General features: G+C 66.5%; 23 protein-coding genes. 7 read left to right on the top strand and 16 right to left on the bottom strand.

Annotated elements, in window-relative coordinates; translation table 11 throughout:
- The 8 genes from ACAG24_RS14025 to ACAG24_RS13990 all read right to left on the bottom strand — a co-directional run bounded on the left by ACAG24_RS14025 (position 1) and on the right by ACAG24_RS13990 (position 8,248).
- Positions 1-1,041 carry an acyl-CoA dehydrogenase family protein gene (locus tag ACAG24_RS14025; protein ID WP_370472836.1) on the bottom strand — a complete coding sequence of 347 codons (1,041 nt, stop codon included), beginning with the start codon at positions 1,039-1,041 and terminating at the stop codon, positions 1-3.
- Positions 1,041-1,874, bottom strand: a complete 834-nt coding sequence (locus tag ACAG24_RS14020) for an amidohydrolase family protein (RefSeq protein WP_370472835.1) — start codon at positions 1,872-1,874, stop codon at positions 1,041-1,043. The genes ACAG24_RS14025 and ACAG24_RS14020 overlap by 1 nt, the downstream gene beginning before the upstream one ends.
- Positions 1,871-3,502 carry an acyl-CoA synthetase gene (locus ACAG24_RS14015; protein ID WP_370472834.1) on the bottom strand — a complete coding sequence of 544 codons (1,632 nt, stop codon included), beginning with the start codon at positions 3,500-3,502 and terminating at the stop codon, positions 1,871-1,873. Before ACAG24_RS14015 ends, ACAG24_RS14020 begins: the two co-directional genes overlap by 4 nt.
- Before the next feature lie 2 nt (positions 3,503-3,504).
- The gene (locus ACAG24_RS14010) at positions 3,505-4,731 is read right to left on the bottom strand and encodes an amidohydrolase family protein (protein WP_370472833.1); all 1,227 of its coding nucleotides are present in this window, start codon (positions 4,729-4,731) and stop codon (positions 3,505-3,507) included.
- Positions 4,728-5,576, bottom strand: coding sequence for an enoyl-CoA hydratase (locus ACAG24_RS14005; RefSeq protein WP_370472832.1), 849 nt, complete (start codon positions 5,574-5,576; stop codon positions 4,728-4,730). The genes ACAG24_RS14010 and ACAG24_RS14005 overlap by 4 nt, the downstream gene beginning before the upstream one ends.
- Before the next feature lie 76 nt (positions 5,577-5,652).
- On the bottom strand, positions 5,653-6,660 hold the full coding sequence (locus tag ACAG24_RS14000; protein ID WP_370472831.1) for a dihydrodipicolinate synthase family protein: 1,008 nt from the start codon (positions 6,658-6,660) through the stop codon (positions 5,653-5,655).
- Between the two features lie 16 nt (positions 6,661-6,676).
- A complete protein-coding gene (locus ACAG24_RS13995) occupies positions 6,677-7,474 on the bottom strand; it encodes an SDR family NAD(P)-dependent oxidoreductase (protein ID WP_370472830.1) in 798 nt (265 codons plus the stop codon).
- A 12-nt stretch (positions 7,475-7,486) separates the two neighbouring features.
- On the bottom strand, positions 7,487-8,248 hold the full coding sequence (locus ACAG24_RS13990; RefSeq protein ID WP_370472829.1) for a crotonase/enoyl-CoA hydratase family protein: 762 nt from the start codon (positions 8,246-8,248) through the stop codon (positions 7,487-7,489).
- A gap of 197 nt (positions 8,249-8,445) precedes the next feature.
- Between ACAG24_RS13990 and ACAG24_RS13985 the strand changes: the two genes are divergently transcribed.
- Positions 8,446-9,198 (top strand): TetR/AcrR family transcriptional regulator, encoded by a 753-nt coding sequence (locus ACAG24_RS13985; protein ID WP_370472828.1) that lies wholly within the window; start codon positions 8,446-8,448, stop codon positions 9,196-9,198.
- Positions 9,199-9,236: 38 nt separating this feature from the next.
- Here the strand turns inward: ACAG24_RS13985 and ACAG24_RS13980 are convergent, their stop codons facing one another.
- The 3 genes from ACAG24_RS13980 to ACAG24_RS13970 all read right to left on the bottom strand — a co-directional run bounded on the left by ACAG24_RS13980 (position 9,237) and on the right by ACAG24_RS13970 (position 12,192).
- The gene (locus tag ACAG24_RS13980) at positions 9,237-10,412 is read right to left on the bottom strand and encodes a thiolase family protein (RefSeq protein WP_370472827.1); all 1,176 of its coding nucleotides are present in this window, start codon (positions 10,410-10,412) and stop codon (positions 9,237-9,239) included.
- A 78-nt stretch (positions 10,413-10,490) separates the two neighbouring features.
- Positions 10,491-11,405 carry an enoyl-CoA hydratase/isomerase family protein gene (locus ACAG24_RS13975; protein ID WP_370472826.1) on the bottom strand — a complete coding sequence of 305 codons (915 nt, stop codon included), beginning with the start codon at positions 11,403-11,405 and terminating at the stop codon, positions 10,491-10,493.
- Between the two features lie 10 nt (positions 11,406-11,415).
- Positions 11,416-12,192: a FadR/GntR family transcriptional regulator gene (locus tag ACAG24_RS13970; protein WP_370473072.1), complete on the bottom strand. Its 777-nt coding sequence runs from the start codon at positions 12,190-12,192 to the stop codon at positions 11,416-11,418.
- Positions 12,193-12,312: 120 nt separating this feature from the next.
- On the opposite strand from ACAG24_RS13970, the gene ACAG24_RS13965 reads away from it, so the two are divergent.
- From ACAG24_RS13965 to ACAG24_RS13940, 6 genes are read left to right on the top strand one after another with little or no spacing between them, the layout of a single operon-like run.
- The gene (locus ACAG24_RS13965; protein WP_370472825.1) at positions 12,313-13,119 is read left to right on the top strand and encodes an enoyl-CoA hydratase/isomerase family protein; all 807 of its coding nucleotides are present in this window, start codon (positions 12,313-12,315) and stop codon (positions 13,117-13,119) included.
- 14 nt (positions 13,120-13,133) lie between these two features.
- Positions 13,134-13,946, top strand: a complete 813-nt coding sequence (locus tag ACAG24_RS13960; RefSeq protein ID WP_370472824.1) for an enoyl-CoA hydratase/isomerase family protein — start codon at positions 13,134-13,136, stop codon at positions 13,944-13,946.
- Positions 13,947-13,954: 8 nt separating this feature from the next.
- Positions 13,955-14,734, top strand: coding sequence for an enoyl-CoA hydratase/isomerase family protein (locus ACAG24_RS13955; protein ID WP_370473071.1), 780 nt, complete (start codon positions 13,955-13,957; stop codon positions 14,732-14,734).
- Positions 14,734-16,179 carry a class I adenylate-forming enzyme family protein gene (locus tag ACAG24_RS13950; RefSeq protein ID WP_370472823.1) on the top strand — a complete coding sequence of 482 codons (1,446 nt, stop codon included), beginning with the start codon at positions 14,734-14,736 and terminating at the stop codon, positions 16,177-16,179. The genes ACAG24_RS13955 and ACAG24_RS13950 overlap by 1 nt, the downstream gene beginning before the upstream one ends.
- The gene (locus ACAG24_RS13945; protein WP_370472822.1) at positions 16,176-17,678 is read left to right on the top strand and encodes a class I adenylate-forming enzyme family protein; all 1,503 of its coding nucleotides are present in this window, start codon (positions 16,176-16,178) and stop codon (positions 17,676-17,678) included. The genes ACAG24_RS13950 and ACAG24_RS13945 overlap by 4 nt, the downstream gene beginning before the upstream one ends.
- Entirely contained in the window at positions 17,671-19,179 is a 1,509-nt protein-coding gene (locus tag ACAG24_RS13940) for a class I adenylate-forming enzyme family protein (protein WP_370472821.1), read from the top strand. Before ACAG24_RS13945 ends, ACAG24_RS13940 begins: the two co-directional genes overlap by 8 nt.
- Here the strand turns inward: ACAG24_RS13940 and ACAG24_RS13935 are convergent.
- Genes ACAG24_RS13935 through fabG form a run of 5 tightly spaced genes read right to left on the bottom strand, consistent with a single transcriptional unit; the run spans position 19,168 to position 24,200 of the window.
- On the bottom strand, positions 19,168-20,355 hold the full coding sequence (locus ACAG24_RS13935) for a CaiB/BaiF CoA transferase family protein (RefSeq protein ID WP_370472820.1): 1,188 nt from the start codon (positions 20,353-20,355) through the stop codon (positions 19,168-19,170). The genes ACAG24_RS13940 and ACAG24_RS13935 overlap by 12 nt on opposite strands.
- Entirely contained in the window at positions 20,352-21,020 is a 669-nt protein-coding gene (locus tag ACAG24_RS13930; RefSeq protein WP_370472819.1) for a GntR family transcriptional regulator, read from the bottom strand. The genes ACAG24_RS13935 and ACAG24_RS13930 overlap by 4 nt, the downstream gene beginning before the upstream one ends.
- Positions 21,021-21,023: 3 nt before the next feature.
- The gene (locus ACAG24_RS13925; protein WP_370472818.1) at positions 21,024-22,217 is read right to left on the bottom strand and encodes an acyl-CoA dehydrogenase family protein; all 1,194 of its coding nucleotides are present in this window, start codon (positions 22,215-22,217) and stop codon (positions 21,024-21,026) included.
- A 28-nt stretch (positions 22,218-22,245) separates the two neighbouring features.
- Positions 22,246-23,460 (bottom strand): acetyl-CoA C-acetyltransferase, encoded by a 1,215-nt coding sequence (locus tag ACAG24_RS13920; RefSeq protein WP_370472817.1) that lies wholly within the window; start codon positions 23,458-23,460, stop codon positions 22,246-22,248.
- A complete protein-coding gene (gene fabG / locus ACAG24_RS13915; protein ID WP_370472816.1) occupies positions 23,460-24,200 on the bottom strand; it encodes a 3-oxoacyl-ACP reductase FabG in 741 nt (246 codons plus the stop codon). The genes ACAG24_RS13920 and fabG overlap by 1 nt, the downstream gene beginning before the upstream one ends.
- Positions 24,201-24,273: the final 73 nt, after the last annotated feature.

Raw genomic sequence — 24,273 nt, 5'->3', positions numbered from 1 at the left:
CTAGCTCCGTCCTTCGCGTTCGGCGACGATCCCGGCGATGTACTTCGCCGTCACTCCTGGGTCTCCCCCGGCGACCGCCCATCCCCTGGCTCGCACCAGGTAGGCGGTGGCCGCCGCTTCGGCCGAGACGCCGAGCCCGCCCTGGACGTGGACGGCCATCGTGGCTGCCTTCGCCGCCTCCTCGGCCATGAACACGAACACCGACGGGGCAAGCTCCCGCCGCGCGTCGGGTTCGTTGTCGAGGAACCAGGCAGCGCGGCGGGCCAGGTTGCGGCCGGCCTGCACCGTGATCGCGATGTTGGCGAGCGGATGCGAGATCGCCTGCAGGGTCGAGATCGGGACACCCAGGGTGTAGCGGGTCTTGGAGAACTCGGCGGCAATCGTCATCGTCTCCTCGACGAGGCCGACCAACGCGGCGCCGGTCAACAGCCGCCATTCGTCGAGCGCCCGTTGATGTTCGGCCAGTGCATCAGCGCCGCCCGCCAGCACAGTGCGGCTGTCGGCGGCGGCCGGATCGACCCACGCCATCGGTAGCTTGCCGATGTTGTCGACGCGTGCGGGGCGCGACGAGAATTGGAGGCACACGATGTCGTCGCCGTCGCGGACGATGACGTGGTCGGCGATCGAGCCGGCGGGGATCAGGCGGGTGCCGGACGTGCTGTTTTGTGCGGGGTCGAGTCCGACCAGCTTCGTGCCGTTGACGATGTCGGGTTCGGCAGTGCCCAGCCGGGCCAGCAGTCGGGCGGCCACGACATGGTCGATCCACGGCACCGGCGCCAGCGATCGGCCGATCTCTTCGGCCACCAGTGTGAGATCGACGAGCGTCGCTCCGTCGCCGCCGGCGGACTCCGGCAGCGCCATTGTCGTCGCACCCATCGCGCACAGGCGTTCCCAGAGGTTCTTGTCGAAGCCGGATTCCTCTGCCGCGCGCACGGTTTCGATGGTGCAGCGGGTCGAGAAGAAGTCCTTGTAGGCCGCCTGCAATGACTGGTGGTCTTCGGACAGGCTGTAGTCAAGCCTGCGCAGCTCGTAACGGTCCATCAGGATCCCTTCGGTCCGAAGAAGAATTCGTCGGCGGTGTTGTACAGATAGTTGTCGAGCACGTCGGCTGGAAGATCCAGCGCAAGGGCCTCCGGCACGACGCGACTCTGCCGCAGCACCGGCCAGTCGGACGCGAAGATCACCTTGTTCTTGCCGCGGGTCCGCATGTAATGAAGAAGGCTGTCGGGCAGGCGTTTCGGTGACCACGCCGACGTCATGATGCGCAGGTTGGCGTACTTGATCAGTAGCCGGATCGCGACGTCCCACCACGGATCGGCGCCGTGGATCATGCACAGCTTCAGCTCGGGGAACCGCACGCACACCCGGTCGAGGTGAATGGGGTTCTGCACCTCGCCGGGAATGGGCGGTCCGGGCAACCCCGTGTTGATGCACAGCGGCAGTTCGAGTTCGGCACACTTGGTATAGAGCGGGTAGTACACCGCGTCGCTCGGTGGGTACATGCCGTCGCCCCAGAAGCTCGGCCCCACAGCGGCATAGGCAACGGGAAGGTCGGCGACGACGGAGGCCAGCTCACGCAGCGACGGCATCGGCCGGAGCAGATTCACGCCGCCGATCGCCAGCGCGAACTTGTCGGGCCTCTCCTCGGCGAACGTGCGCGCGGTCACCGACGGTTTGACGAGGTTGTCCATCAGGATGGCCTTCTCGACGCCGTGCTCGGCCATCTCGTCGAGCAGTGCGGGCAGTTCGACCTGGTCGTAGAGCGACGAGGGCCCCTTGAAGTAGTCGTCGCGGACCTTGAGCATGAACTCCGGCTGTTTGGCCGTCTCGCCGAAGTGCACGTTGACCAGGCCATCGATCACTCGCTGCGTCATGGCTGGACCGCCAGCTTGTCCTGCTGCGCCACAAGGCTTCTCGCCCAGCGGTAGTCGGCCTTGCCGTTGCCCAGCCTGCGCACCTTCTCGACGAAGACGAACTCCTTCGGGGCCTTGAACCGTGCCAGTTCCGACGTGCAGGCGCTCAGCAGGGTCTCGGCGGCGATGTCCGCGCCGGGCTGCCTCTGGACCAGTGCCACGATCTCCTGGCCCCAGCGTTCGCTGTCGCGCCCGACGACGAGCGCGTCGGCGACGCCGCCCTGCGCCCGGAGCACCGCCTCCACCTCCTCGACGAAGACCTTCTCACCGCCGGTGTTGATCACCAGCGAGTCCCTGCCGAACAACCGCAACGTCCCGTCGGACTCCAGTGACGCCCGGTCGCCCGACACGACGACACGCAGACCGTCGACCACGGGGAAGGTCTTGCGCGTCGCGGACGGATCGTCGAAGTAGCCGAGTGGAATCCGGCCTTTCCTCACGACCCAGCCGACCTCGGTCTCACCCGGTTCGAGGAACCGGGTGAGGTCCTCGGACACCACCGTGCCACCTTCGCGCAGATCGAACGTCTCGCGGTGGGAGCCGCGCCGGTTGTGCCCGAAACCCATGTTCCCGGTCTCCGAAGAGCCGTACCCGTTGATGATGGTCAGCTGCGGCAGCTTCTCCAGCAGTGCGCTCACGTGTTTGGGATTGGTTGCGGCGCCGCCGGTTCCGATGGCGTACAGCGACGCGAGGTCGTAGTCCCGTCGCTGGAGCTCGGCGATCAGCGGCGCGGCATAGGCGTCGCCGACCATCGTCATCAGGCCCACCTTCTCCCGTTCGGCGGTCTGCCACACCCGCTGCGGGTCGAATTTCGCCCGATCGTCGTAGAGCACGACCGGTAGGCCCGCCAGCGCGCCCGAGAAGACCGTCCACAGGCCTGCGGCGTGCATCAGGGGCGACACCGCGAACCACGCCGGTCCGGTGTTGCCGGTGACCTTCGCGTGGATCTCGGCTGCCGACTCGTGGTCGGCGCCCACCATCGACGACACGTAGGTGTCGCTCTGGCGCCACAGCACACCCTTGGGGCGTCCTGTCGTGCCTCCTGTGCAGTACATGATGAGATCGTCGGGCGAGCCGATGATGCGGTGTTCGGGATTCCCCTGCGCCACCGCATCATCCAGTGAGATGGCATCGCCGAGGCCGGGCAGCTCGCTCCCGTCGTCGACCTCGATCAGCAGTTCGCAACCCGGTGACGGCAGCACATCGGCGAACTTCGCACCAAGCGCCCGGTGGTAGACCACCGCGCGGGGCTTGACGTAGTCGAGGAGCTCGGCCACCTCGCGCGGCGTGTAGTGGTGGTTCACGTTGACCGGCACCGTGCGGGCTTTCAGCGCACCGACGACGACCTCCGGGTACCGGTCGTTGTACATGATCAGGGCGACGCGGTCCTGGCCGCACTCCCAGTTGTCCAGCTCGTCGCGTTCCCGGTGCACTCCGAACCCCAGCCCGGCCAGGAAGTTCGCAAACAGGCGAGTGCGCTGCGCCATCTCGCCGTAGGTGGTTCTGCGCTCCCCGCACACCAGCATCGTGCGGTCCGGTATGACGTCGGCGATGGCATCGACGACATCGCCCAGCGTCCACTGCCCCATGGTCAGGCGGTCGTCACGTGCGCGCCGACAAGGGTGAGCGCGTTGTCCCGCATCACTTTCCGGGTGTCCTCATAGCTGAACTCGGGGAACTGCGGGATGTCCGCGGTGAACGTCATCGGGTCGGCCAGCCCTTCGCCGTGGGGCCAGTCCGAACCGAACAGGATCTTGTCGACCCCGATGGTGTCGGCGAGCACCTGCACATCGTCTTCGTAGTACGGCGCGATCCACACATTGTTCTTGAGCTGCTCGACCGGATCTTCCTTGTAGTGATAAGGGGCGGTGTTGGCGGACTTCTTCAGTCGCTTGATCAGGCGGTAGACGAAGTAGGAGCCGTTCTCGATGCTGGCCACCTTCAGCGTCGGGTGCCGGGTGAAGACCTGGTGCACGATCATCGATGCCATCGCATCGTGAATCGCCCTGTCGTCCAGCAACACCTGGTCCAGGGGATCCTTCTTCCCGAACCCCTCGAACGTCGCCTTGCCGCCCCACAGCGCCGCGATGGCGAGATAGCCGCTGTCGGAGAGATGGAAGACGACCGGCACACCGGCTTCGGCCAACCGCGCCCACACCGGATCGTGCAGCGGATCCCCCAGCGACCGCGGCTTGACCACCCCCGGCACAGGTGCAGGTCGCACGCACACGATCCTGGCCCCTCGGCTCAGCACGAACTCGACCTCTTCCACGGCCTTGTCCGGATCGGCCAGCGAGATGATGGGCGCCGACAGGAATCGATGGTCGGGCCGGTCGAAGCCCCAGTCCTCGTCGAGCCACAGATTGAAGGCGTGTACCGACGCCATGGTCGCCTCGACATCGTGTTTGAGCGCCTCTTCGACACCGCACGCGAAGGTGGGCAGCATGAAGACGGTCTCAAGGTTCTGTCGGTCGAGGATCTTCACGCGGGCATCGCGGTTCTGGTACTCGGGGTGATCGGCGAGGCGGTCGACCTTCATCAGCGACGCCGGGTCGACACCGTCGGGGATCTCACCGCGAAACAGCAGATCCAGACACCCCGGCTCGATGATCGGATCGAACGTCGGGTTCGGGATGAAATGGTTGACGACCCCGCCCATGACTGCGAAGGTCCGCTTCCCCTCGGTGAGCATCTGCACACCGCGCCGCTTGAACTCCTTCGGTAGGTGCCGGGTGAACGAGTCGATCGGCTCGTAGTAGTGGTTGTCCACATCGATCGCCCGGTAGTCCAGGGGCTGCACGTTCTGCTGACTGGTCATGGCGTTTCCTCCTTGAGCGGTGGGAAGCTCGGCGGCCGCTTCTCGAAGAACGCGGTGATGCCTTCGATGAAATCCGGCCGAAGCATCGACTCGTGCATGAGTTTCTCTGCCTCGGCACTGGCCTCGTGGACGTTTCGCTCGGCGTCGCGATACATCTGCCGCTTCATCACGGCGAGCGAGCTCGGTGCGCAATTGCGTGCCATGTCTTCTGCGTATGCGAGGGCCCGTGGCAGCAGATCCTCTACCGCGACCACATCCTTGACGAGACCGAGCTCCTTGGCCTCCTCGGCATAGAACGTGCGGCCCGACAGCAACAGGTCGAGTGCAGCACCCCACCCGACGACGCGCGGCAGGATCCAGGAGATGCCGTACTCGGCGATCAGGCCGCGTCGGGAGAACGCCGTGGTGAATTTCGCGCCTGCAGCCGCGAAGCGCACATCGCACATCAGGGCCTGCGTGAGCCCGATGCCGGCACACGCGCCGTTGATCGCTGCGATCAACGGCTTGCGCAATTCGGTGACGAAATGCGGATGACGTTCGCCGACGAGCTGCGTGACATCCTGCCCGCCGGAGGCTCCCGCGCCTCCGATCGTGTCCAGGTCACCCATGTCGGCACCCGCGCAGAACGCCCGCCCGTTTCCGGTGAGCACGATGACGCGGACAGCGGGGTCGGCCTCGGCGCGGTCGATGCACTGATAGAACGCGCGGGCCAGGCCGCCGCCCCAGGAGTTCATCCGCTCCGGTCGGTTGAGGGTAAGCACCGCGACGCCGCTGTCGAGAAGTCTGTAGAGGACCGGTTCGGCCTTCTCGGCTGCGGGCTCCGCGACGCGATCGACAGCGCTCACGGACAGACCTCCTCAGCTGGACGGATGCTCATACTGTACACCTATCGGTAGCGGCTTCCGCAAATGCTCGAGCGGCCTATCCGTCGACGAGTCCCAGGTTCCTGTACGCAGCGCGAATCTGGTTCTGCGCCAACTCAGGAAGCCTCGCCTGCGGGGGTCGGGAATGCGGGTGATCGCCGATCGGCAGACCGAGTACCGACGCCGCGAATTTGAACGCGCCGCCCCAGTGTGTGAAGTAGTCGGGCCGGCCGGGATGGCAGGTGAACCACGAACCCATGTCGAAGTCGAACCGGTCGAGCCCCGAGTCCCTGGCGTGATCCATCGCCTCGAGGAGCCGACCATCGACGATCAACTGCCAGTACTCCGAAAAGATCGGCCGCTCAGGAGTTTCGAACAAGTATCCCGCCGTCCCCAGCTGCGCGGCACACACGATCCCGTCCCGCAGCCAGCCCGCGCGGTAGACAGTCTTGTCGCATTCCCAGATGACCAGGCCCGGGGCAAGCTCATGCAGCATCCTGCTGGCCGCGGGACGGAAAGCACCCTCTTTGGTGGCGCACACCGCGGGGATCTCCTCATAGATGCGGGCGCTTTCGGCCGGCGTCAGCACATATCCCGACGACGGCGAGTTGAACATGCCGAGCGCGATGTCGGTCCGATCGGCGATGTAGGTAAAGAACCGCAACACCCCCTCCCCGCCGTGGGCCTCCATCATCGGCGTCTGGATGTAGACGATGTCGGCGCCGCACCCTTGCGCGTGACGGGTGAGCTCCAAGCAGTCGTTGGCCGACATCGCCGCCGTGCACGCCTGCACCACCACGTCCGGATTGATCGCACGGGCTTCCTGAATCGCGTGCTCCAACAATTGCTTTCGCTCATCGAGCGTCAGGGCCCAGAACTCGGCGATCCCACTGGTGCACCAGAGCATCGGGTGACGCAGATCGCCGACGCAGTACCGCACGAGCGTCCGGTAGGCGCCCCAGTCGATGTCGTCGCCGTCGGGTCCGCTGAACGGCGTGTACAGCGAGTCCCCGATCCCGCGAAGGGCAACGCGGGCCCACTCTCGAGCGTCTGCCGCAGTTGCCATGGACAACCTCTTCCTTTTACGTGAAGTCGCTACCGCCGTCGACGTTGATGTTCGCGCCGGTCATGTAGGAATTGCGGCGTGACGCCAGAAACGCGACGACAGGCCCGATCTCGCTGGGCAGACCCGCGCGCGGGAGGTGCGCAGGGTGACCGAAGTGTTCGTCGATGGCTTCCATCAGCGCGTAGGGATCGCTGCCGTCCACACCGACCGAATCAGCCCAGCCGACAAGCGCTTCCGAGGCAATGCTGCCCGGCGACACCACGTTGACGAGAATCTCGTCGGGCGCGAGCGACAGCGAGAGGTTCTTCGACACGCTGGTCACCATTGCCTTGGCGGCGGTGTAGGCGGGCAGGATCGCACTCTGGCGCTGTGTTGAGTGTGCAGAGAAGTTCACGATTCGGGCCCACTCCGCGGCCCGAAGCAGCGGCAGCGCCGCGCGCACGCAGTGCACCATTCCCATCGCACCCTCGTCGATGGCCCGGCGCCAATCTTCGTCGCCCAGCTCGTCGAACGTCCCGCGCACGCTCGGACCGACGGCATTGACCAGAATGTTGAGCTGGCCGTCCCAGCGGTCGCTCAGCACGGAAAAGGCCTCGCGGACTTGCGCTTCGTCCACGGTGTCGGCGACGACGCCGAACGCGTCCGGGCTGCCCCGCTCACGCAGTTGCGCGGCGGCGCCGTCCAGCGCTTCCCGGTTGCGGCCCACCACCGCCACCCGGGCGCCGTCGTCGGCGAAGCAGTGTGCGGCCGCCAGGCCCATTCCCCTGCCGCCACCGACGACGACGGCGGAGGCGTTGCCCAGACCGAGATCCATCGGCCGGTGCTCTCAGGTTCCCGTCCAGTTCGGCTTGCGCTTCTCGGCGAACGCCGTGGCGCCCTCCATGGCGTCCTTGGAGCCGAAGACAGGGAAGGCTATCTCGCCCTGCTTCTTCCACATCTCGGCCTCGCTCCATTCGGAGGACTTGACGATGATCTCCTTGGTCGCGGCGACGGCGAGCGGACCGTTGGCAGTGATGCGCTCGGCCAGGGCCAGCGCACCCGCGAGCGCTTCCCCCGGCTCGGTGAGCACGTTCACGAAGCCCCATTGCGAGGCCTCCTCGGCGGTGAAACTGTCACCGGTGAGGGCGAGCTCGAGTGCCTTCTGATACGGGATCCGCTTCTGCAGGCGCAGCAGTCCCCCGCCCGCGGCGACCAGGCCGCGCTTGACTTCGGGGATCCCGAACTTGGCGTTCCTGGCGGCGACGATCAGATCGGTAGCCAGCACGATCTCCGTGCCGCCGGCCAGCGCATAGCCTTCGACCGCGGCGATGACCGGCTTGCGCGGGGGGCGCTCGGTGAAGCCGATGCCACGGCCTTCGATTGCGGGAACCTCACCGGCCATGAACGCTTTCAGGTCCATGCCCGCGCAGAAGTTGCCTCCCGCGCCGGTGATGATCGAGACCGACAGCTCGGGCGAACCGTCCAACTCGTCCATCGCGTCGGCCAGCCCCTGGGCCACGGCGAGGTTGAATGCGTTGCGCGCTTCCGGCCGGTTGATGGTGATGATGAGTACCCGACCCTGACGTTCCAGGAGCACCTCGTCTGCCACTTGTCGCCCTTCACCTTTCGCGTGGGTTACCACCGGGAATGCTGGAAAAGCTCACTATAGGCCTTACAGTAAAAGGGCAGAAGATCGGTGACCGGATCCGATCCGCTGGGCGGCGGTAGAGTCGCCAACGCAAAAGGCGCAGTTCAGACTAATAGCTGCCGATAGGTTCGCGATCACAATTGATGGAGGTGCCCCGAGTGGCAAAGCAGGCGACTGCGGAGAAGCGTCAGCGCCGCGAACGCGGTTCCATCAATCCCGACGACATCATCAAGGGCGCATTCGAACTGGCCGAACAGGTCGGCATCGACAACCTGAGTATGCCGTTGCTCGGCAAGCACCTCGGGGTCGGGGTCACCAGCATTTACTGGTACTTCCGCAAGAAGGACGACCTGCTCAACGCGATGACCGATCGCGCATTGCGCCAGTACGCATTCGCCACGCCCTACGTCGAGGCGAAGGACTGGCGCGAGACCCTCGCGGTGCACGCCCGGTCCATGCGGAAGACGTTCATGGGCAACCCGATTCTCTGCGACCTCATCCTCATCCGGTCGGCGCTGAGTCCGCGCGCGGCCAAGGTCGGAGTCCAAGAAGTGGAGAAGGCCATCGGCAGTCTCGTCGAGGCGGGCCTGTCCCCCGAGGACGCGTTCGACACGTACTCGGCGATGTCGGTCCACGTTCGCGGCTCGGTGGTGCTCCAGCGGTTACGCGACAAGAACCTCGCCGGTGAAGACGGCCACGGCGACATCGACGACACGATGGCGATCGACCCGCAGAGCGCTCCCCTGCTGGCCGCCGTCACGCAAAAGGGACATCACCTCAGCGCATCCGACGATCGCAACTTCGAGTTCGGCCTGGAATGCATCCTGGAGCACGCGGCGCGGCTCATCGAGCAGAACAAGAAGCCGGCACGCAAGGTTGCCGCGAAAGCCGCCGCGACCCGTAAACGCTAGGACCCGCTGCGCCGGAATCCGATTCCGACAGCACCGACCTAGACCTCGATGACGACGCCGCCGCCCTGGCCGCCGCCGGCGCACATCGCGGCGACACCGATGCCGCCGCCACGGCGCTGCAGCTCGTAGACCAGGGTGGTGATCATCCGCGCACCCGACGCGGCGATGGGATGGCCGAGGCTGCAGCCGCTTCCCGAGAAGTTCACGAGCTCGTCGTCGATGCCGTATTCACGCACGGCCGCGATCGGGACGGATGCGAACGCCTCGTTGATCTCCCACAGCGCGATGTCAGACGGCTTGAGCCCGGCGCGATCGAGAACCTTGCCGACGACCTTGACGCCGCCGAGGCCGGTGTCGCGGGGATCGACGCCGACGGCGCCCCAGGCCCGCACCTTGGCCATCACGGTCAGCCCGTTGGCCGCGGCGTAGTCGGCGTCGGCAAGCGCCACACCTGCAGCCGCGTCATTGGTACCGCTGGCGTTGCCCGCGGTGATCGAGAAGCCTTCGATCTCTGGATGCAGCACCTTCAGGCCCGCGAGCTTCTCGACCGAGGTGTCACGGCGCGGTTGCTCATCGACGCTGAAGTCGATGACCGACCCGTCGAACTGCTCGACCTTCAGCGGAACGATCTCGTCGACAAACTTGCCCGCGTCGATCGCGGCGATAGCCCGGTGATGCGACCGTGCGGCCCAGGCGTCCATCTCCTCCCGGGTGATCCCGGCAGCCTGCGCGGTGTTCCAGCCGACGGTGATCGACATGTCTTTGGCGGGCGCGTCCGGGGTCTCGACGTGCGTCGGCGGCATCCATCGTTCTTCGAACTTCAACTCAGGGCCGGGGATGCGCCAGTTGACCAAAGGCGTCATCGACAGCGACTGCACGCCGCCGGCGATCAGCACACGCTCCATGCCGGAGCCGATCTGTGCCGACGCGTTGCCGATCGCGGTCAGGCTGCCCGCGCAGTGCCGGTTGACCGACTGGCCGGGCACGTGCTTGAGGCCGGTGGCATCCGCCGCGTAGCGCGCCAGGTCGCCGCCGCCGTAGTGCGATTCGGCGAAGATGATGTCGTCGATGTCGGCGGGGTCGACCCCGGAACGTCGGACGATCTCCGGCAGCACCGTGGTGATCAGGGTCTCGGGCGGGGTGTTGACCAGCGTGCCCTTGAACGAGCGGCCGATGGCCGTCCTGGCAGCACCGACGATGACGGGTGTAGGCATGCTCTCGACCTCGGTTTCGTGACAGACGGACGTTACAAAAGTAACAGATTGTGTAGCGCCGCCAGAAGGTGAGTCGGGTCACTCACAATTCACGTCCGGCTCGGGCACATGAAAATGCTCATCACGCAGGCGGAACGCTTCCTTGGTCCCGTACTGGGCCCGGGTCTTGACGAAGTTGAACTCGCCGTCGGCGAACTGCAGGTTCGTGCCGTACGCGTGGAAAAGATAACTGGCGACCTCCTCGCCCTGGTAGGCCTGGCTCTGCTCGACAAGCCGGAAGGCCTCCTTGGCGATGACGACGCCGTCGGCGGGCATCTTGGCCGCCTTCTCGGCCCAGTACCGGGCACGCACCGTGACCGATTCGGCTGCGCAGGTCTCGGTGAAGACGCCGAGGTGCTCGACATCGGCGGCCCGGATGATGTCGCCGGTGAGCAGCATGCGGCGAGCCAGGACGGGGCCCAGGCGGTGGAAGAACATGTGCAGGCTGCCCAGTGCGGGCCCGAGAAAGCGTGTCGCGGGCATCCCGATCCTGGTGTCTCGGGCGATGACGGAGATGTCGGTCATCAGCGCCATCTCGAAACCGCCACCCAGCGCGTAACCGCTGATCTCGCCGACGGTCACCTTCGGGAAGCCCATCAGATTGTGGTAGAAGCCGAACGACTTTCGGTCGACGGTGAGGCGGCGCCGCTGACTGGGGCGCGATTTCGTCGGCTTCTCGCCACCCCTCTGCTCTCCGCGCGAGCGCTCATCGCCGCCATACCAGCCGTATGCGTTGTTCATGTCGGCCCCGGTGCTGAACACGCCCTCTGCGCCGCGGAGCAGCACCACCGTGATGTCGTCGTCGTCGGCGACGACGTCGAGGTAGCGCCCGAGCAGATTGCGCATCGACGCGTCATAGGAATTGCGTTGCTCGGGATTGTTGAGCGTGATGGTGGCGATGCGCTTGTCGCGGTCGACCTCGAAGAGCACACGGTCGTCTTCGGCGGTGGTCATGTTCAGCCCTTCAGCTTGAGATCAGTTTGGCGTCAATCGTTTTGTGCTTCGCCCCTGCGCCGGCGGCGAGCGTGCTGCGGCGGGCGAGGGCGAGGTGGTCCTGCGCGAGACGCACCGCCCGGGCGGCATTTCCCTCGACGATCGCGTCGAGCAGCTTTTGGTGATCCCGCAGAGCGGCGCGCATCGTCTTCGGTTCCATCGGATCATCGGGGTGGTGCTCGTCGCTCCACACCGATGACTCGTGCGCTGACCAGATCACTTCGAGCGACCCGATCAGCAGGATCATTGGCTCGTTGCCGCACCGGGAGACGATCGCCTCGTGGAACCTCCGGGCGTTCGGCACATAACTTGCGGGCCTGTCGAATTCGGCGGTCTGCGCATCGATGGCAGCTTGCAGATGAGGCACCACCTCGGCCATGCGGTCCTCGCGGGCGGCGCACATGCCCGCGCAGATGGGCTCCAGGTGCAGCAGGGCCTCGCTGACATCGCCGGGCGTGGCCGAACGCGTCTGCAGCACCATGCCGATCATCTGTGCCGTGCGCTCCGCCGACGGGAGGTGGACGACCGCGCCGCCCACATTGCCCCGGCGCACCGAGATCAGTCCGTCGGCCTCGAGGATGTGGATAGCCTCCCGCACTGCGGGCGGGCTGACCCCGAACTCGGCGAAAAGCGCTTCCTGCGAGGGCAGTACGTCGCCCTCTTTGAGGCGCCCGGTCAGGATGTCGTCACGCAGGCGGGACGCCACGAGGTCGGCGACCCGGGGCTGGCGAATCCGTGATGCTCGCAGCTGAGACGACACTGTTCCGTTGACGGCCTTTCCTTGCTAAGTTGAACAGGATAGTAATCGTAGTACCAACTGTATGGCTATCTGTATAGCTGCGGGAAGGCCCGAGAGGACGGTGGCCCGGTGCGCGACGACGTGGACGCCGGTGCGGTGCGTCCGTCCAGGGACGGTACCGTCCTCCGGATCATCCTCGACCGCCCGAGCAGGCGAAACTCCTTGAGCCACACCATGGTCGACGATCTGGTCGCGATTCTCACCGACGCCGCCTCCGACGACACCCTGCGCGCGATCCACCTCGGCGGCGCGGGTGACGATTTCTGCGCGGGCGCGGACTGGGTGGCGACCAACAGCGGCGACCGTAAACCCCGGCCGGGCAACCTGACCCGACGGATACCCCACACCGCCAATCGCGTCGTGGAGCTGCTCGCGACCATCCAGCTCCCGGTGGTCTGCAGCGTCCAGGGCTGGGCGGTGGGCCTCGGTTGCAATCTCGCCCTCGCCGCGGACTTCACCGTCGCCGCCGCGGATGCGAACCTCTGGGAACCGTTCATCGATCGCGGGTTCAGTCCCGATTCCGGCGCCACCTGGCTGCTCCCCCGCCTCGCCGGCGTGACGCGTGCCAAGCGCATGCTTCTGCTGGGCGAAAAGGTCACCGGCGACGACGCGGCCGACTGGGGTCTGATCTATGACGCCGTACCTCGCGACGAGCTCACCGCCGTGGCCGATGATCTCGTCTCGCGGCTGGCGTCGGGGCCGACCGTCGCGATCGGGCTGGCCAAGCAGGCGATCAACTACGGCTTTCAGGCGTCGTTGCCGCAGTCGATGGCCCACGAGCTGGCCAGTCTCGAGCTGTCGTGCAGAACAGCGGATTTCAAGGAAGGCCTGGCCGCATTCAGAGCCAGGCGGGCACCCGACTTCCAAGGCAGATAGACGAAAGAAGGCACGTGAGCTCTCCGCAGTACGACACCATCACCTACGACGTCGACGGGCACAAGGCCACCATCACCTTGAACCGGCCTCAGGCGCTCAACGCACTGTCGCCCCACATGGTCACCGAACTGCGGGCCGCCTACGACGAAGCCGAGAGCGACGACAACATCTGGCTCATGATCGTGACCGGAAACGGACGGGCGTTCTGCACGGGAGCCGACGTCACAGAGATTCCCGAGGACGGCAAGGTCATCTACGAACGCCCGTACCTGTCGACCTACGACCAGTGGGAGGCGCCGCAGGAGGGCACTCCGCCCTTCCGCCGGATGGCCAAGCCGGTGCTGGCGGCCATCAACGGCATCTGCTGCGGCGCCGGGCTGGACTGGGTCACCACCGGCGACATCGTGATCGCGTCGGACAGGGCGACGTTCTTCGACCCGCACGTGAGCATCGGCCTGGTGGCGGCGCGCGAGATGGTGCGCCTGGCACGCGCGCTACCTCGCTCGGTCGCGTTGCGTATGGCGCTGATGGGAAAGCACGAGCGAATGAGCGCCGAACGCGCCTACGAGCTCGGGATGATCACCGAGGTGGTCGCACACGACCGGCTGCTCGAGCGCGCGCACGAGATCGCTGACATCGTCAACTCCAATGCGCCGCTTGCTGTTCGGGGTACCCGGCTGGCGATTCACAAGACACTCGATCTTCCTCTGCTGGAAGGCGAGATTCTCGCCGAGACGTTCCGTGAGCGCGTCGTGCGCACCGAGGACGCACAGGAGGGCCCGCTGGCCTTCGTCGAGAAGCGTGCGCCGAACTGGCAGTGCCGTTGAGCACGAAGATGACGTTCGAGACGATCCTGCTCGATCGTGACCACGACACCCGGGTCGCGACCGTCACGTTGAATCGACCCGAGGTGCTGAACTCTTTCAACCGCACCATGTGCGAGGAGATGCGCGATGTCTGGGACGTGATCAAATCCGACGAGGACATCAACGCGGTGGTCCTGCGGGCCGCCGGCGAGCGTGCCTTCGGTGCCGGACTCGACGTCACGTCGAGTTACGGGCAGCCCGACATCGTCTGGAACCACGAGGACCCGGGCGAGCTGTTGAGCCCGAAATGGCAGAAGATGTGGAAGCCGGTGGTTTGCGCCGTGCAGGGCATGTGCACGGCCGGAGCGCTCTATTTCGTCAACGAAGCCGACGTGGTGATCTGCTCGGACAGCGCAACGTTCTTCGACTCCCACGTCAGCGCCGGCCTGGTCTCGGCCCTCGAACCGGTCGGCCTCATGCGGCGAGTCGGGCTCGGCGACACACTGCGTATGGCATTGATGGGCAACGACGAACGTGTCTGCGCCCAGACGGCGCTGCGGATCGGGCTCGTCACCGAAGTAGTTGCCGCCGAGGCCCTCTGGGACCGCGCACGGGACATCGCCGAGACCATCGCCGCAAAACCGCCCACGGCGACGCAGGGCACGGTGAAAGCGATCTGGGAATCCCTCGACAAGCCGTACCGGGTCGCCATGGACCAGGGACTGATCTACACCCGGCTGGGGAACCCAATCGCCAAGGCGGAGCTCGCCGAGCGCCCGATACCCAAAAAGGCCCCCCGGGTCCGCTGATGCCGCACCCTCTTTCGCAACGCATCGATGATGTCCTCGGCCTCGACCCGTCCGCACCGGCGATCCAGTTCGATCGGCAGTGGCACACCTGGGGCCGACTGGGCGTCCTGGCGGACCGGGTCAGCGCGCTGGTGGGCAGCGGCAGGGCCGGGATCATGCTGCGCAACAGCCCGGTCCACGTTGCTGCACTCCTCGGCGTGCTGAAAGGCGGCGGTACCGTGGTCGTCATCAACCCGTCACGCGGCGACGAGCGCACCCGAGCCGACATCGAAAGCCTGGACCTGCCGGTCATCATCGGTCTCCCCGGGGACCTTGCGGCGCTGGCGCCCGGCACCGCGGCGACGACCGTGGGGCTCGGCGATGTTGACAGTGCCCCCCGGGTGACCCCAGGCGTCGCGAGGCAGGATCCTGGTCGGCTCGGCGTCGCGGTGTGGATGCTCACCAGCGGAACGACCGGGCCGCCGAAGCGAGTCGACCTCACCTACGACATGCTGGCTCGCAGCGTGATCGGCCGTTACCCTGAGACTGCGCCCGCCCCAGAGGAACTCCGCAAGGGTGTGGCGATCGTCAACTCCCCTTTGGTACACGTCGGCGGCGTCTTCCGGGTGCTCCTCTGCGTGGCCGAGGCGCGGCCATTCGTTCTGCTGCCGAAGTTCGACCTGACGCAGTGGGCAGACGCCGTGCGCGAGCACCGCCCGAAGGCGGTGTCCCTGGTACCCGCAGCGCTGCGCACGGTGCTGCATTCCGCGCTGACGCGCGACGACCTCGCGGGCGTGGCGGTGGTGACCTCGGGGACGGCGCCGCTGGCGGCCGACGACGCCGACGCCTTCACCGCGAAGTTCGGGATTCCCGTGCTGACCTCTTACGCCGCAACCGAGTTCGGCGGTGGGGTGGCGAGCTGGACGCTGGCGGATCACCAGAAGTACTGGCAGGACAAGCGCGGCAGCGTGGGACGGGCCAACCCCGGTGCGCGGCTTCGGGTCGTCGATCCCGACGGCGTCCCGGTGGAACCCGGAACCCAGGGTGTACTCGAAGTCATCCCGGCGCAGGTGGATCCGGATACGGGATGGATGAGGACGACCGACCTGGCACGCATCGACGCCGACGGTTTCGTGTGGATTCTGGGACGTGCCGATCAGGCGATCATCCGCGGCGGTTTCAAGATCATGCCTGACGAGGTCAAGAACGCGTTGGAAAGTCATCCCGCTGTAGCCGGCGCCGCGGTGATCGGACGGCCAGATGCACGCCTCGGCGAGACACCGGTGGCCCTCGTCGAACTCCACACCGACGCATCCGCCGGGTCCGCAGAGCTGATCACTCACCTGGAACAGCGTTTGGCGCGTTACGAGATCCCGACAGAGGTCGTGATCACCACCGAGATTCCCCGTACCCCGTCGGGCAAACCCGACCTGACCGCCGTCCGGGCCTTCTTCCCGTCGTCATGAGCACCGTCGCGGGCGTACTGCGCGAACAGCAGCGCTACGCCGACAAGCCCTTGTTGATCTGCGACGACGATCGCCTGACCTATGGCCAAGCCGCCGCGCGCTCGTCGGCACTGGCGCAGCGGCTCGTCTCGCTCGGCGCAGGCAAGGGCACGCACGTCGGGTTGCTGCATCCCAACGGTTCCCGCTTCGTCGTCGCAATGCTCGCGGCGGCACGCATCGGCGCCGTCGTGGTGCCGTTCTCCACGTTCAGCACAGCTCCCGAACTGCGCCGACAACTGATTCACAGCGATGTCGGCATCCTGGTGGCCACACGCCGTCATCGCGGCCACGACTACGTGGCCGGCCTACGCGAGGCGGTGGGCGCGCCGCCGGAGCGTGGACCACTCTTCAGCGCCACCGTTCCGATGTTGCGCCACATCGTCTTCGACGGCGAAGGGGATGACGTGTCTGCCGGGATCACCGGTTTGGAGGATGACGTCGACGGCAGCGACGTGCTGGCGATCGTCTACACGTCGGGCTCGACCAGCGATCCCAAGGGCGTGGTCCACACGCACGCGTCGCTCCTCGACCACCAACGCAGCCTGAACACGATCCGCGGGCTCACCGAGTCCGACCGGCTGTTCTGCAACTCGCCGTTCTTCTGGATCGGCGGATTCGCCTACGGCCTGCTCGCCACGCTGGTCGCGGGCGCCACCCTGATCTGCTCCAACGCGGCGGACGCGGGCCGCACCCTCGACCTCATCGAGGCCGAGAAGCCTACCGTCACCAACGGTTTCGTATCCGGCATCGCCCACCTGACCCGGCACCCGAGCTTTCCGCACCGCGACCTGTCGTCGATGCGACGCGGCAACCTCTATCCGATCATGGCCGCCGATGTGCGGCCGGTCGATCCCGAACTGCGGCACAACATGCTCGGTATGACGGAGGCCGGCAGTGTCGTCCTGCTCAGCGGCGATGAATCAGACCAGCCGGAGTCGCGGCGCGGGTCCTACGGTTTCCTCGCGCCGGGGTTTGAAGCGCGCGTCGTCGACGGTGAACTCCTTCTGCGCGGTCCGTTCCTGATGCAGGGGTACTACGGGCGCAGCCGGGAGGAGACGTTCGACGCCGACGGCTGGTTCCACACCGGGGATCTGGTGAGGCGCGACGACGACGGTGTCTTCTATTTCCTCGGCCGGGCGGGCGCGATGATCAAGACAGCCGGCGCCAACGTCGCCCCGGCCGAAGTCGAGAAAGCCATCACCTCGGTGCTGGCGCGGTTCGATCCCGGCGTAGCCGTCCACGTCATCGGTCTTCCCGACGACGAGCGCGGGCAGATCGTGGCCGCGATCGTCGCGACCGACGAAGTCTTCGACCAGACCGAGGTCGTCCGCACGCTGCGCTCACAGCTGTCGGCGTACAAGATCCCGCGACGGATCGCCACGGTGCGGCACGCGGACATCCCGATGCTGTCGAGCGGCAAGATCGATGTTCCAGCGCTGCGAAGGCTCTTCGATGAGTGACACCATCGACATCGTGTTGCGGGAGCAGGCGTCCCGACGCGATGCGGCCGAGGCGATCGTCGACCCGGGCGAACGAATCACCTACGGCGAGTTGGAGCGAACGACCCGCGATCTCGGCGCCGCGTTCATCGCCGCAGGCCTCGCCAAGGGAGCGCGCGTCGGACTCCTGATGCCCAACGGTGTCTCGTGGGCGCGAATCGCTCTGGCGCTGTTGAGGATCGGTGCCGTCCTCGTACCATTGAGCACCCTGCTGGCACCCCGGGAGCTGGCTGCGCAGATGCGGGTAGCGGCGGTGCAACACCTCATCGCCGTCGAGGAGTTCCGCGGGCATCGTCACCTCGACGGGCTCGACGGCTCGTTGCCCGCGCTGCGTACCGTGTGGACGGCGGATCAGGTGATCTCCTTGCAGAGCCACCCGGGAGCGGTCGAGACGGCAGAGGCGATGTCCCGTGGCGTCCGGCCGGCGGATCCGCTGGCGATCATCTTCACGTCCGGAAGCAGCGGACAACCCAAAGGCGTCCTCCACTCGCACGGCAACGCGCTCGGCGCGGCCCGCGCCGGTCTCACCGCGCGGTGTATCGACGCGGCCACGCGTCTGTATCTGCCGATGCCGTTCTTCTGGGTGGGCGGGTTCGGTGGTGGTCTGCTGTCCGCGCTGATCGCCGGCGCGACACTGATCACCGAACCTGTCCCCCAGCCGGATTCGACGCTGCGGCTGCTGGCGACAGAAGGGGTGACCCTGTTCCGCGGTTGGCCCGACCAGGCCGAGGCGCTGGCCCGGCACCTTCCCGGCTCCGGAATCGAACTGACGTCCCTTGGAGCGGGCAGCCTCGACGCGCTGCTGCCGCCGCATCTACGCTCACGACCCGGGGCCAGGGCCCGCTTGTTCGGGATGACGGAGACCTTCGGACCCTACAGCGGCTATCCTGCCGACACCGACATGCCCGAGAAAGCGTGGGGAAGCTGCGGTCGGCCGTTCGAGGGTGTGCACATTCGCATTGCCGATCCGGACTCCGGCCGCGAGCTGCCGACGGGAGAAATCGGGATGATCCACATCCGGGGTCCGCACGTGATGAGGGGCATCTGCCGGCGGAGCCGGGAAGAGGTGTTCACCCCCGACGGCTACTACCCGACCGGCGACCTCGGGCACGTCGACGGCGACGGATTCCTGTTCTTTCACGGCCGGTCCGACGACATGTTCAAGGTCAGGGGTGCCACGGTCTACCCCAGCGAGGTCGAGGCGGCATTGCGCAGCCTCGCGGGGGTCAGGTCGGCGTTCGTCACCAATGTCGTTGGGGAGAGGGGCAATCAGGTGGCGGCCGCCGTGGTACCCGACGATGGTGTCACCGTGGAGCAGTTGCGGTCGGCGGCGCGTTCGGTACTGAGCAGCTTCAAGGTGCCCACGTTGTGGGCGCTGGTCGCCGATGGTGAGGCAGTGCCCCGCGGCGCCACGGGCAAGGTGGACGTCGCGCGGCTGCGCGCATTGTTCTCAGACGACTGATCGCGACCGCAAAGCCGCAACCTGGTCTGCGGTGTATCCGATCTCACCCAGGATTTCGTCGGTGTGTTCGCCGAGCAGCGGGGCGCGATGGCGGATCGCACCCGGCGTCTCGGAGAGCCGGAACGGCGTCTCGATGATCGGCACGTCCCGCGACGTCCCGGGGAATGGGACGCGCTGCAGGTAACCCATCGCTGAAACATGCGGGTCGTCGAGCACATCTTGTGTCGAATGCAGCGGTGCGGCAGGAAGTTTCGCAGCTTCCAGAAGTTCGGTGATCTCGGCTTTCGTCTTGTCGGCGCACCACTGCGCCATGATGCCGTTCAGTACGTCGCCGTGCTTCCAACGGAGGTCGTCGTCGGCGAAGCGCGGATCGTCGAACAACTCCGGTCTACCGACCAGTCGGCACCAGCGCTTGAACATCGGCGGTCCCGCGATCTGCAGCAGCACCCATCCGCCGTCAGAAGTCCGGTACAGGTCGCACGGCGCCACCGAGGCGCCCTGGTTGCCCATGCGCGGCTTGTCGATACCCAACAGATCGCGCTCGATCAGGAACGCGTTCGACAGCATCATCGCCGTGGGCAGCAGGGCTCCTTCGACGTGCTGGCCGACGCCCGTGCGGTCACGGTGGTAGAGGGCCATCATGATCCCGATCGTCAACGTCAGGGCGGTACCGAAATCCGCGTAGGGCACCACGGTGCGGATCGGCATATCGGGCAGACCCTGCCGGTACACCGCACCCGACATCACCTGTCCCGCACCGTCGAAGCCGATCCGGTCGCTGTAGGGACCCCCTTCGCCGTAGGCGGTGGCACTGGCCAGGATGACGTCGGGCTTGATGGCGCGCAGCGTCTCGTAGTCCAGCCCGCTGGCCCGCATCCCCGCCGCGGGCATGTTGGCGACGACGATGTCTGCCCCGGCGACCAGCTTGCCGGTGATCTCCTGCCCCTCGTCGGTCGTCGTGTCCAGCGTCAGAGATCGCTTGTTGCGGTTGCACTGCAGAAAGGTGCCGCCCTCACCGCTGTCGGCGACCGACTGCACCCAGCGGTCCTCGCCGCCTTCGCGCTTCTCGACCCTGATCACATCGGCGCCCATGTCTGCGAGCAGAGCCGAGCACCACGGCGCCGCGATGAAGCGACCGTAATCCAGGACACGAATGCCGTCGAGAACGCCCGTCATCCGATCACGCCCCGCTTGGTGAGATGGTCGATCAGCGGACCCGCGGCAGCGCACAGGTGTTCTGACATCGCGGCGCGTGCCGCGTCACCGTCGCGGTCTCGGAGAGCGTCGAGCAGCAGCCGGTGGTCGCGCATCGAATGCGCGGGCCAGCCTTCCACCGTCGGGTAGACCGATTCCAGGGCGAACCTGGTGATCTGGCCCATCAGCTGGGCTAGCTTCGGCGAGGCCGCCGCAACGTTGACGCCGCGATGGAATGCGTGGTTGAGCCGCACCGCCGCCTCGTGGTCGTCCTCCCCGTACGCCACCTCCAGCTGATCCTGGACGCGCCCTAGTTCGCGCAGTTCCTCGTCGGTGATGTGCTCGGCCGCGCGGCTGGCGAGCTCACCGCCGATGTGGGCCTGCACATCCGAGACGTCGGCGATGTCGCGCCGCGTGATGGGCAGCACGACGAAGCCGCGCCGCGGCAACAGGTTCAGCAGTCCCTCGGCGCGCAGCCCGAACAGCGCCTCGCGGACGGGGGTGACACTGATGCCCAGTTCGTCGGCCAGCTGCTCGAGCCGAATGTACTTGCCGGCCGGGTAGATTCCCTCGAAGATCCGGCGGCGCACGAACCGCGCGACGTCCTCGGCGAGCTGCGGCCTGGCCGAGAATTCGGGGATGCTCATCGGCTAGACCCGGTAGTCGGCCAGCAGCCGCTTGCTGATGATGTTCTTCTGGATCTCGCTGGTGCCTTCCCCGATCAACAGGAACGGAGCGTCGCGCATCAGCCGCTCGATCTCGTATTCCTTCGAATAGCCATAACCGCCGTGGATCCGGAAGCTCTGCTGCGTCACCTCGGCGCACACCTCGCTGGCGAAATACTTCGCCATCCCTGCGGCGACGTCGTTGCGCTCGCCGGAGTCCTTGAGCCTGGCGGCGTTGACCATCATCAGATGGGCGGCCTCGACCTTGGTTGCCATCTCGGCCAGTTGGAAGGCGATCGCCTGATGCTCGGCGATCGGCTTGCCGAAGGTGTTGCGCTGCTGGGCATATCGCACCGCCAACTCGAACGCCCGGACACCGACCCCGCAGGCCCGCGCGGACACGTTGACCCGGCCCACCTCTACGCCGTCCATCATCTGGAAGAAGCCCTGTCCCGGCGCCTCCCCCAGGATGTCCTCGGCCTTGGCGTGGTAGCCGTCGAAGATCAGCTCGGTGGTGTCGATACCCTTGTAGCCCAGCTTGTCGAGCTTGCCCGGGATCGTCAGGCCCGGGGCGACCTCACCGAAGCCGGCGGGCTTCTCGACCAGGAACGCGGTCAGGTTCCGGTGCGGCTTGTCGGCGCCCTCGTCGGTGCGCACCAGAGCCGCCACCAGGGTCGAGCTCCCGCCGTTCGTCAGCCACATCTTCTGACCGTCGATCGTGTAGGTGCCGTCGCCGTTGGACTTGGCGCGCGTCCGAATGGCCGCGACGTCGGATCCGAGTTCGGGCTCGGACATCGAGAACGCGCCCCGCGTCTCGCCGGTCGCCATCCGCGGCAGGTGATGGCTCTTCTGTGCGTCGGTGCCGTGCTGACGGATCATGTACGCGACGATGAAATGTGTGTTGATGACCCCTGACACGCTCATCCAGCCGCGGGCCAGCTCCTCGACGCAGAGCGCGTAGGTCAGCAGCGACTCCCCCAGTCCGCCGTACTCTTCGGGAATCATCAACCCGAACAGTCCCATCTCGCGCATCGCGTCGACGATCGCCTGTGGGTAGGTGTCGGCGTGCTCGAGTTCCTGCGCGGTCGGGATGACCTCTTTGTCGACGAATTGCCGCACTGTCGCGACGATCTCGGTCTGGAACTCGGTGAGCCCCAGTGTCTGCGCGAGTTTGGTCATGCGCGATCCCGCTTCGCTTCTCGCTCGGTCATCGCTCCACCCTCTCAAAGACCGCGGCCAGCCCCTGCCCACCGCCGATGCACATCGTCTCCAGGCCGTACCGGCCGCCGCGCCGATTCAGTTCGCGCGCCAGCGTCGCAAGCATCCGGCCACCGGTCGCCCCGACGGGATGCCCGAGCGAGATTCCGGATCCGTGCACGTTGGTGCGCTCGAGATCGGATGCCGTGAACTTCCATTCGCGCATGCACGCCAGGGCTTGGGCGGCGAACGCCTCGTTGAGCTCGATCAAGTCGATGTCGGCGAGGCTGAGGCCTGCCCTGGCGAGTGCCACCTCGGTGGCCGGGACGGGGCCGATTCCCATGATGTTGGGCGGAACGCCGGCGACACCCCACGACACGATGCGCACGAGCGGCCTTACCCCGAGTTCGGCGGCCTTCTCCGGCGTCGTCACCAGGCACATCGACGCGGCGTCGTTCTGTCCGCTGGAGTTTCCGGCCGTCACCGTGGCCTCTGGATCGGATTTGCCCAGAACGGGTTTGAGCTTGGCCAGTGCTTCCACCGAGGTGTCGGCACGCGGATGCTCGTCGGTGTCGATCACCTGTTCGCCGGCACGGTCGCTGATTGTCACCGGCACGATCGTCTCCGCCAGCAGCCCTTCCTGCTGAGCCTCGACGGCCTTCTGGTGGGAGCGCACGGCCAGCTCGTCCTGCTCTTCACGCGTAATCCCGTACTCCCGCCGCAGATTCTCGGCGGTCTCGAGCATTCCCCCGGGCACGGGGTAGTGCTTACCGCCCGCGGTGGTCCGCCCTCGGGCCAGCGCGTCGTGCACGGTGACCCCGGTCCTGGCGCCGCCCCAACGCATGTCCGTCGAGTGGAACACGACATTGCTCATCGATTCAGCGCCCCCTGCGACGACGAGATCGTTGGTGCCGCCTGCCACTTGCATCGCGGCCTGGATCACCGCCTGCAGCCCCGACCCGCACCGACGGTCGATCTGCATTCCCGGCACGGTCACCGGAAGTCCGGCGTCGAGCGCGATGACGCGTCCGATGGCAGGTGCCTCCATGCTCGGATAGCAGTGCCCGATGACGACGTCTTCGACGGCCTCGGGCGCGACGCCGGTTCTTGCGAGCAGACCCTGCAACGCGACCACTCCGAGTTCGACCGCGGTGAGCGACGTGAACATCCCGTGGTAGCGCCCGATCGGCGTACGAACCGGTTCGCAGATGACCGCTTCACGCATCACAGATGTCGCCCGCCGGTGACCTCGAGAACCGTTCCGGTCATATAGGACGACAGATCAGAAGCCAGGAACAGCGCCACATTGGCAACCTCGTCGGGCTCGCCCGCTCGCCCCATCGGAACCTCGGCAACCTTCGAATCCCAAATACGTTGCGGCATGGCCTCTGTCATGGCCGACCGGATCAGGCCAGGCTGGATCGCATTGACCCTGACGCCGAGGTAGGCAAGCTCCTTCGAGGCGGCCTTGGTCATTCCGACGATCCCGGCTTTGGCAGCCGAGTAGTTGGTCTGCCCGACCATGCCGACCTTCCCCGAGATCGAGGACATGTTCACGATCGCGCCGCGCTTGTTTTCCCGCATGACCGCAGCGGCGGCACGCAGCCCGTTCCAGGTGCCCTTCAGGTGGACGGCGATCACCTGGTCGAAGTCATCCTCGGTCATCTTGCGCATCGTCGCGTCGCGGGTGATGCCTGCGTTGTTCACCATGATGTCCAGACCGCCGAAACCGTCGACAGCATCGGTGATCAACGCATCCACCTCGGCGGAATCGGTGACATCGCACCGGACCGCGCGGGCAACGTCAGCACCGCCGAGTGTGTCGGCGGCCTCTTGCGTCGCCTCGATGTTCACGTCCCCCAGCACCACTCGGGCGCCTTCGTCGACGAACCGCTGGGCGATCGCGAAGCCCAGCCCCTGGGCTCCTCCGGTGACCACGGCGACCCGGCCTGTCAGCAATGCCATCTCTCATCCATCCTCGCGCTGTACGAACGACCCCGACAATCCGGACGCTATCGTATTTCATATACGATATTGA

The sequence above is a fragment of the Mycobacterium bulgaricum genome (assembly GCF_041287165.2).
GTDB lineage: Bacteria > Actinomycetota > Actinomycetes > Mycobacteriales > Mycobacteriaceae > Mycobacterium > Mycobacterium bulgaricum.
The sequence above is the reverse complement of the archived record's forward strand: the minus strand, read 5'-3'. Positions and strand labels throughout refer to the sequence as shown.

Excerpts from the sequence above, each read along its gene's own strand:
- ACAG24_RS13930 (WP_370472819.1), bottom strand. The coding sequence starts at position 21,020 with ATGAGCATCCCCGAATTCTCGGCCAGGCCGCAGCTCGCCGAGGACGTC.
- ACAG24_RS14015 (WP_370472834.1), bottom strand. The coding sequence starts at position 3,502 with ATGGGGCAGTGGACGCTGGGCGATGTCGTCGATGCCATCGCCGACGTC.
- ACAG24_RS13950 (WP_370472823.1), top strand. The coding sequence starts at position 14,734 with ATGCCGCACCCTCTTTCGCAACGCATCGATGATGTCCTCGGCCTCGAC.
- ACAG24_RS13980 (WP_370472827.1), bottom strand. The coding sequence starts at position 10,412 with ATGCCTACACCCGTCATCGTCGGTGCTGCCAGGACGGCCATCGGCCGC.
- ACAG24_RS13940 (WP_370472821.1), top strand. The coding sequence starts at position 17,671 with ATGAGTGACACCATCGACATCGTGTTGCGGGAGCAGGCGTCCCGACGC.
- ACAG24_RS13925 (WP_370472818.1), bottom strand. The coding sequence starts at position 22,217 with ATGACCAAACTCGCGCAGACACTGGGGCTCACCGAGTTCCAGACCGAG.
- ACAG24_RS13995 (WP_370472830.1), bottom strand. The coding sequence starts at position 7,474 with ATGGATCTCGGTCTGGGCAACGCCTCCGCCGTCGTCGTCGGTGGCGGC.
- ACAG24_RS13945 (WP_370472822.1), top strand. The coding sequence starts at position 16,176 with ATGAGCACCGTCGCGGGCGTACTGCGCGAACAGCAGCGCTACGCCGAC.
- fabG (WP_370472816.1), bottom strand. The coding sequence starts at position 24,200 with ATGGCATTGCTGACAGGCCGGGTCGCCGTGGTCACCGGAGGAGCCCAG.
- ACAG24_RS14020 (WP_370472835.1), bottom strand. The coding sequence starts at position 1,874 with ATGACGCAGCGAGTGATCGATGGCCTGGTCAACGTGCACTTCGGCGAG.
- ACAG24_RS14010 (WP_370472833.1), bottom strand. The coding sequence starts at position 4,731 with ATGACCAGTCAGCAGAACGTGCAGCCCCTGGACTACCGGGCGATCGAT.
- ACAG24_RS13955 (WP_370473071.1), top strand. The coding sequence starts at position 13,955 with ATGACGTTCGAGACGATCCTGCTCGATCGTGACCACGACACCCGGGTC.
- ACAG24_RS13975 (WP_370472826.1), bottom strand. The coding sequence starts at position 11,405 with ATGACCACCGCCGAAGACGACCGTGTGCTCTTCGAGGTCGACCGCGAC.
- ACAG24_RS13920 (WP_370472817.1), bottom strand. The coding sequence starts at position 23,460 with ATGCGTGAAGCGGTCATCTGCGAACCGGTTCGTACGCCGATCGGGCGC.
- ACAG24_RS14000 (WP_370472831.1), bottom strand. The coding sequence starts at position 6,660 with ATGGCAACTGCGGCAGACGCTCGAGAGTGGGCCCGCGTTGCCCTTCGC.
- ACAG24_RS13935 (WP_370472820.1), bottom strand. The coding sequence starts at position 20,355 with ATGACGGGCGTTCTCGACGGCATTCGTGTCCTGGATTACGGTCGCTTC.
- ACAG24_RS14025 (WP_370472836.1), bottom strand. The coding sequence starts at position 1,041 with ATGGACCGTTACGAGCTGCGCAGGCTTGACTACAGCCTGTCCGAAGAC.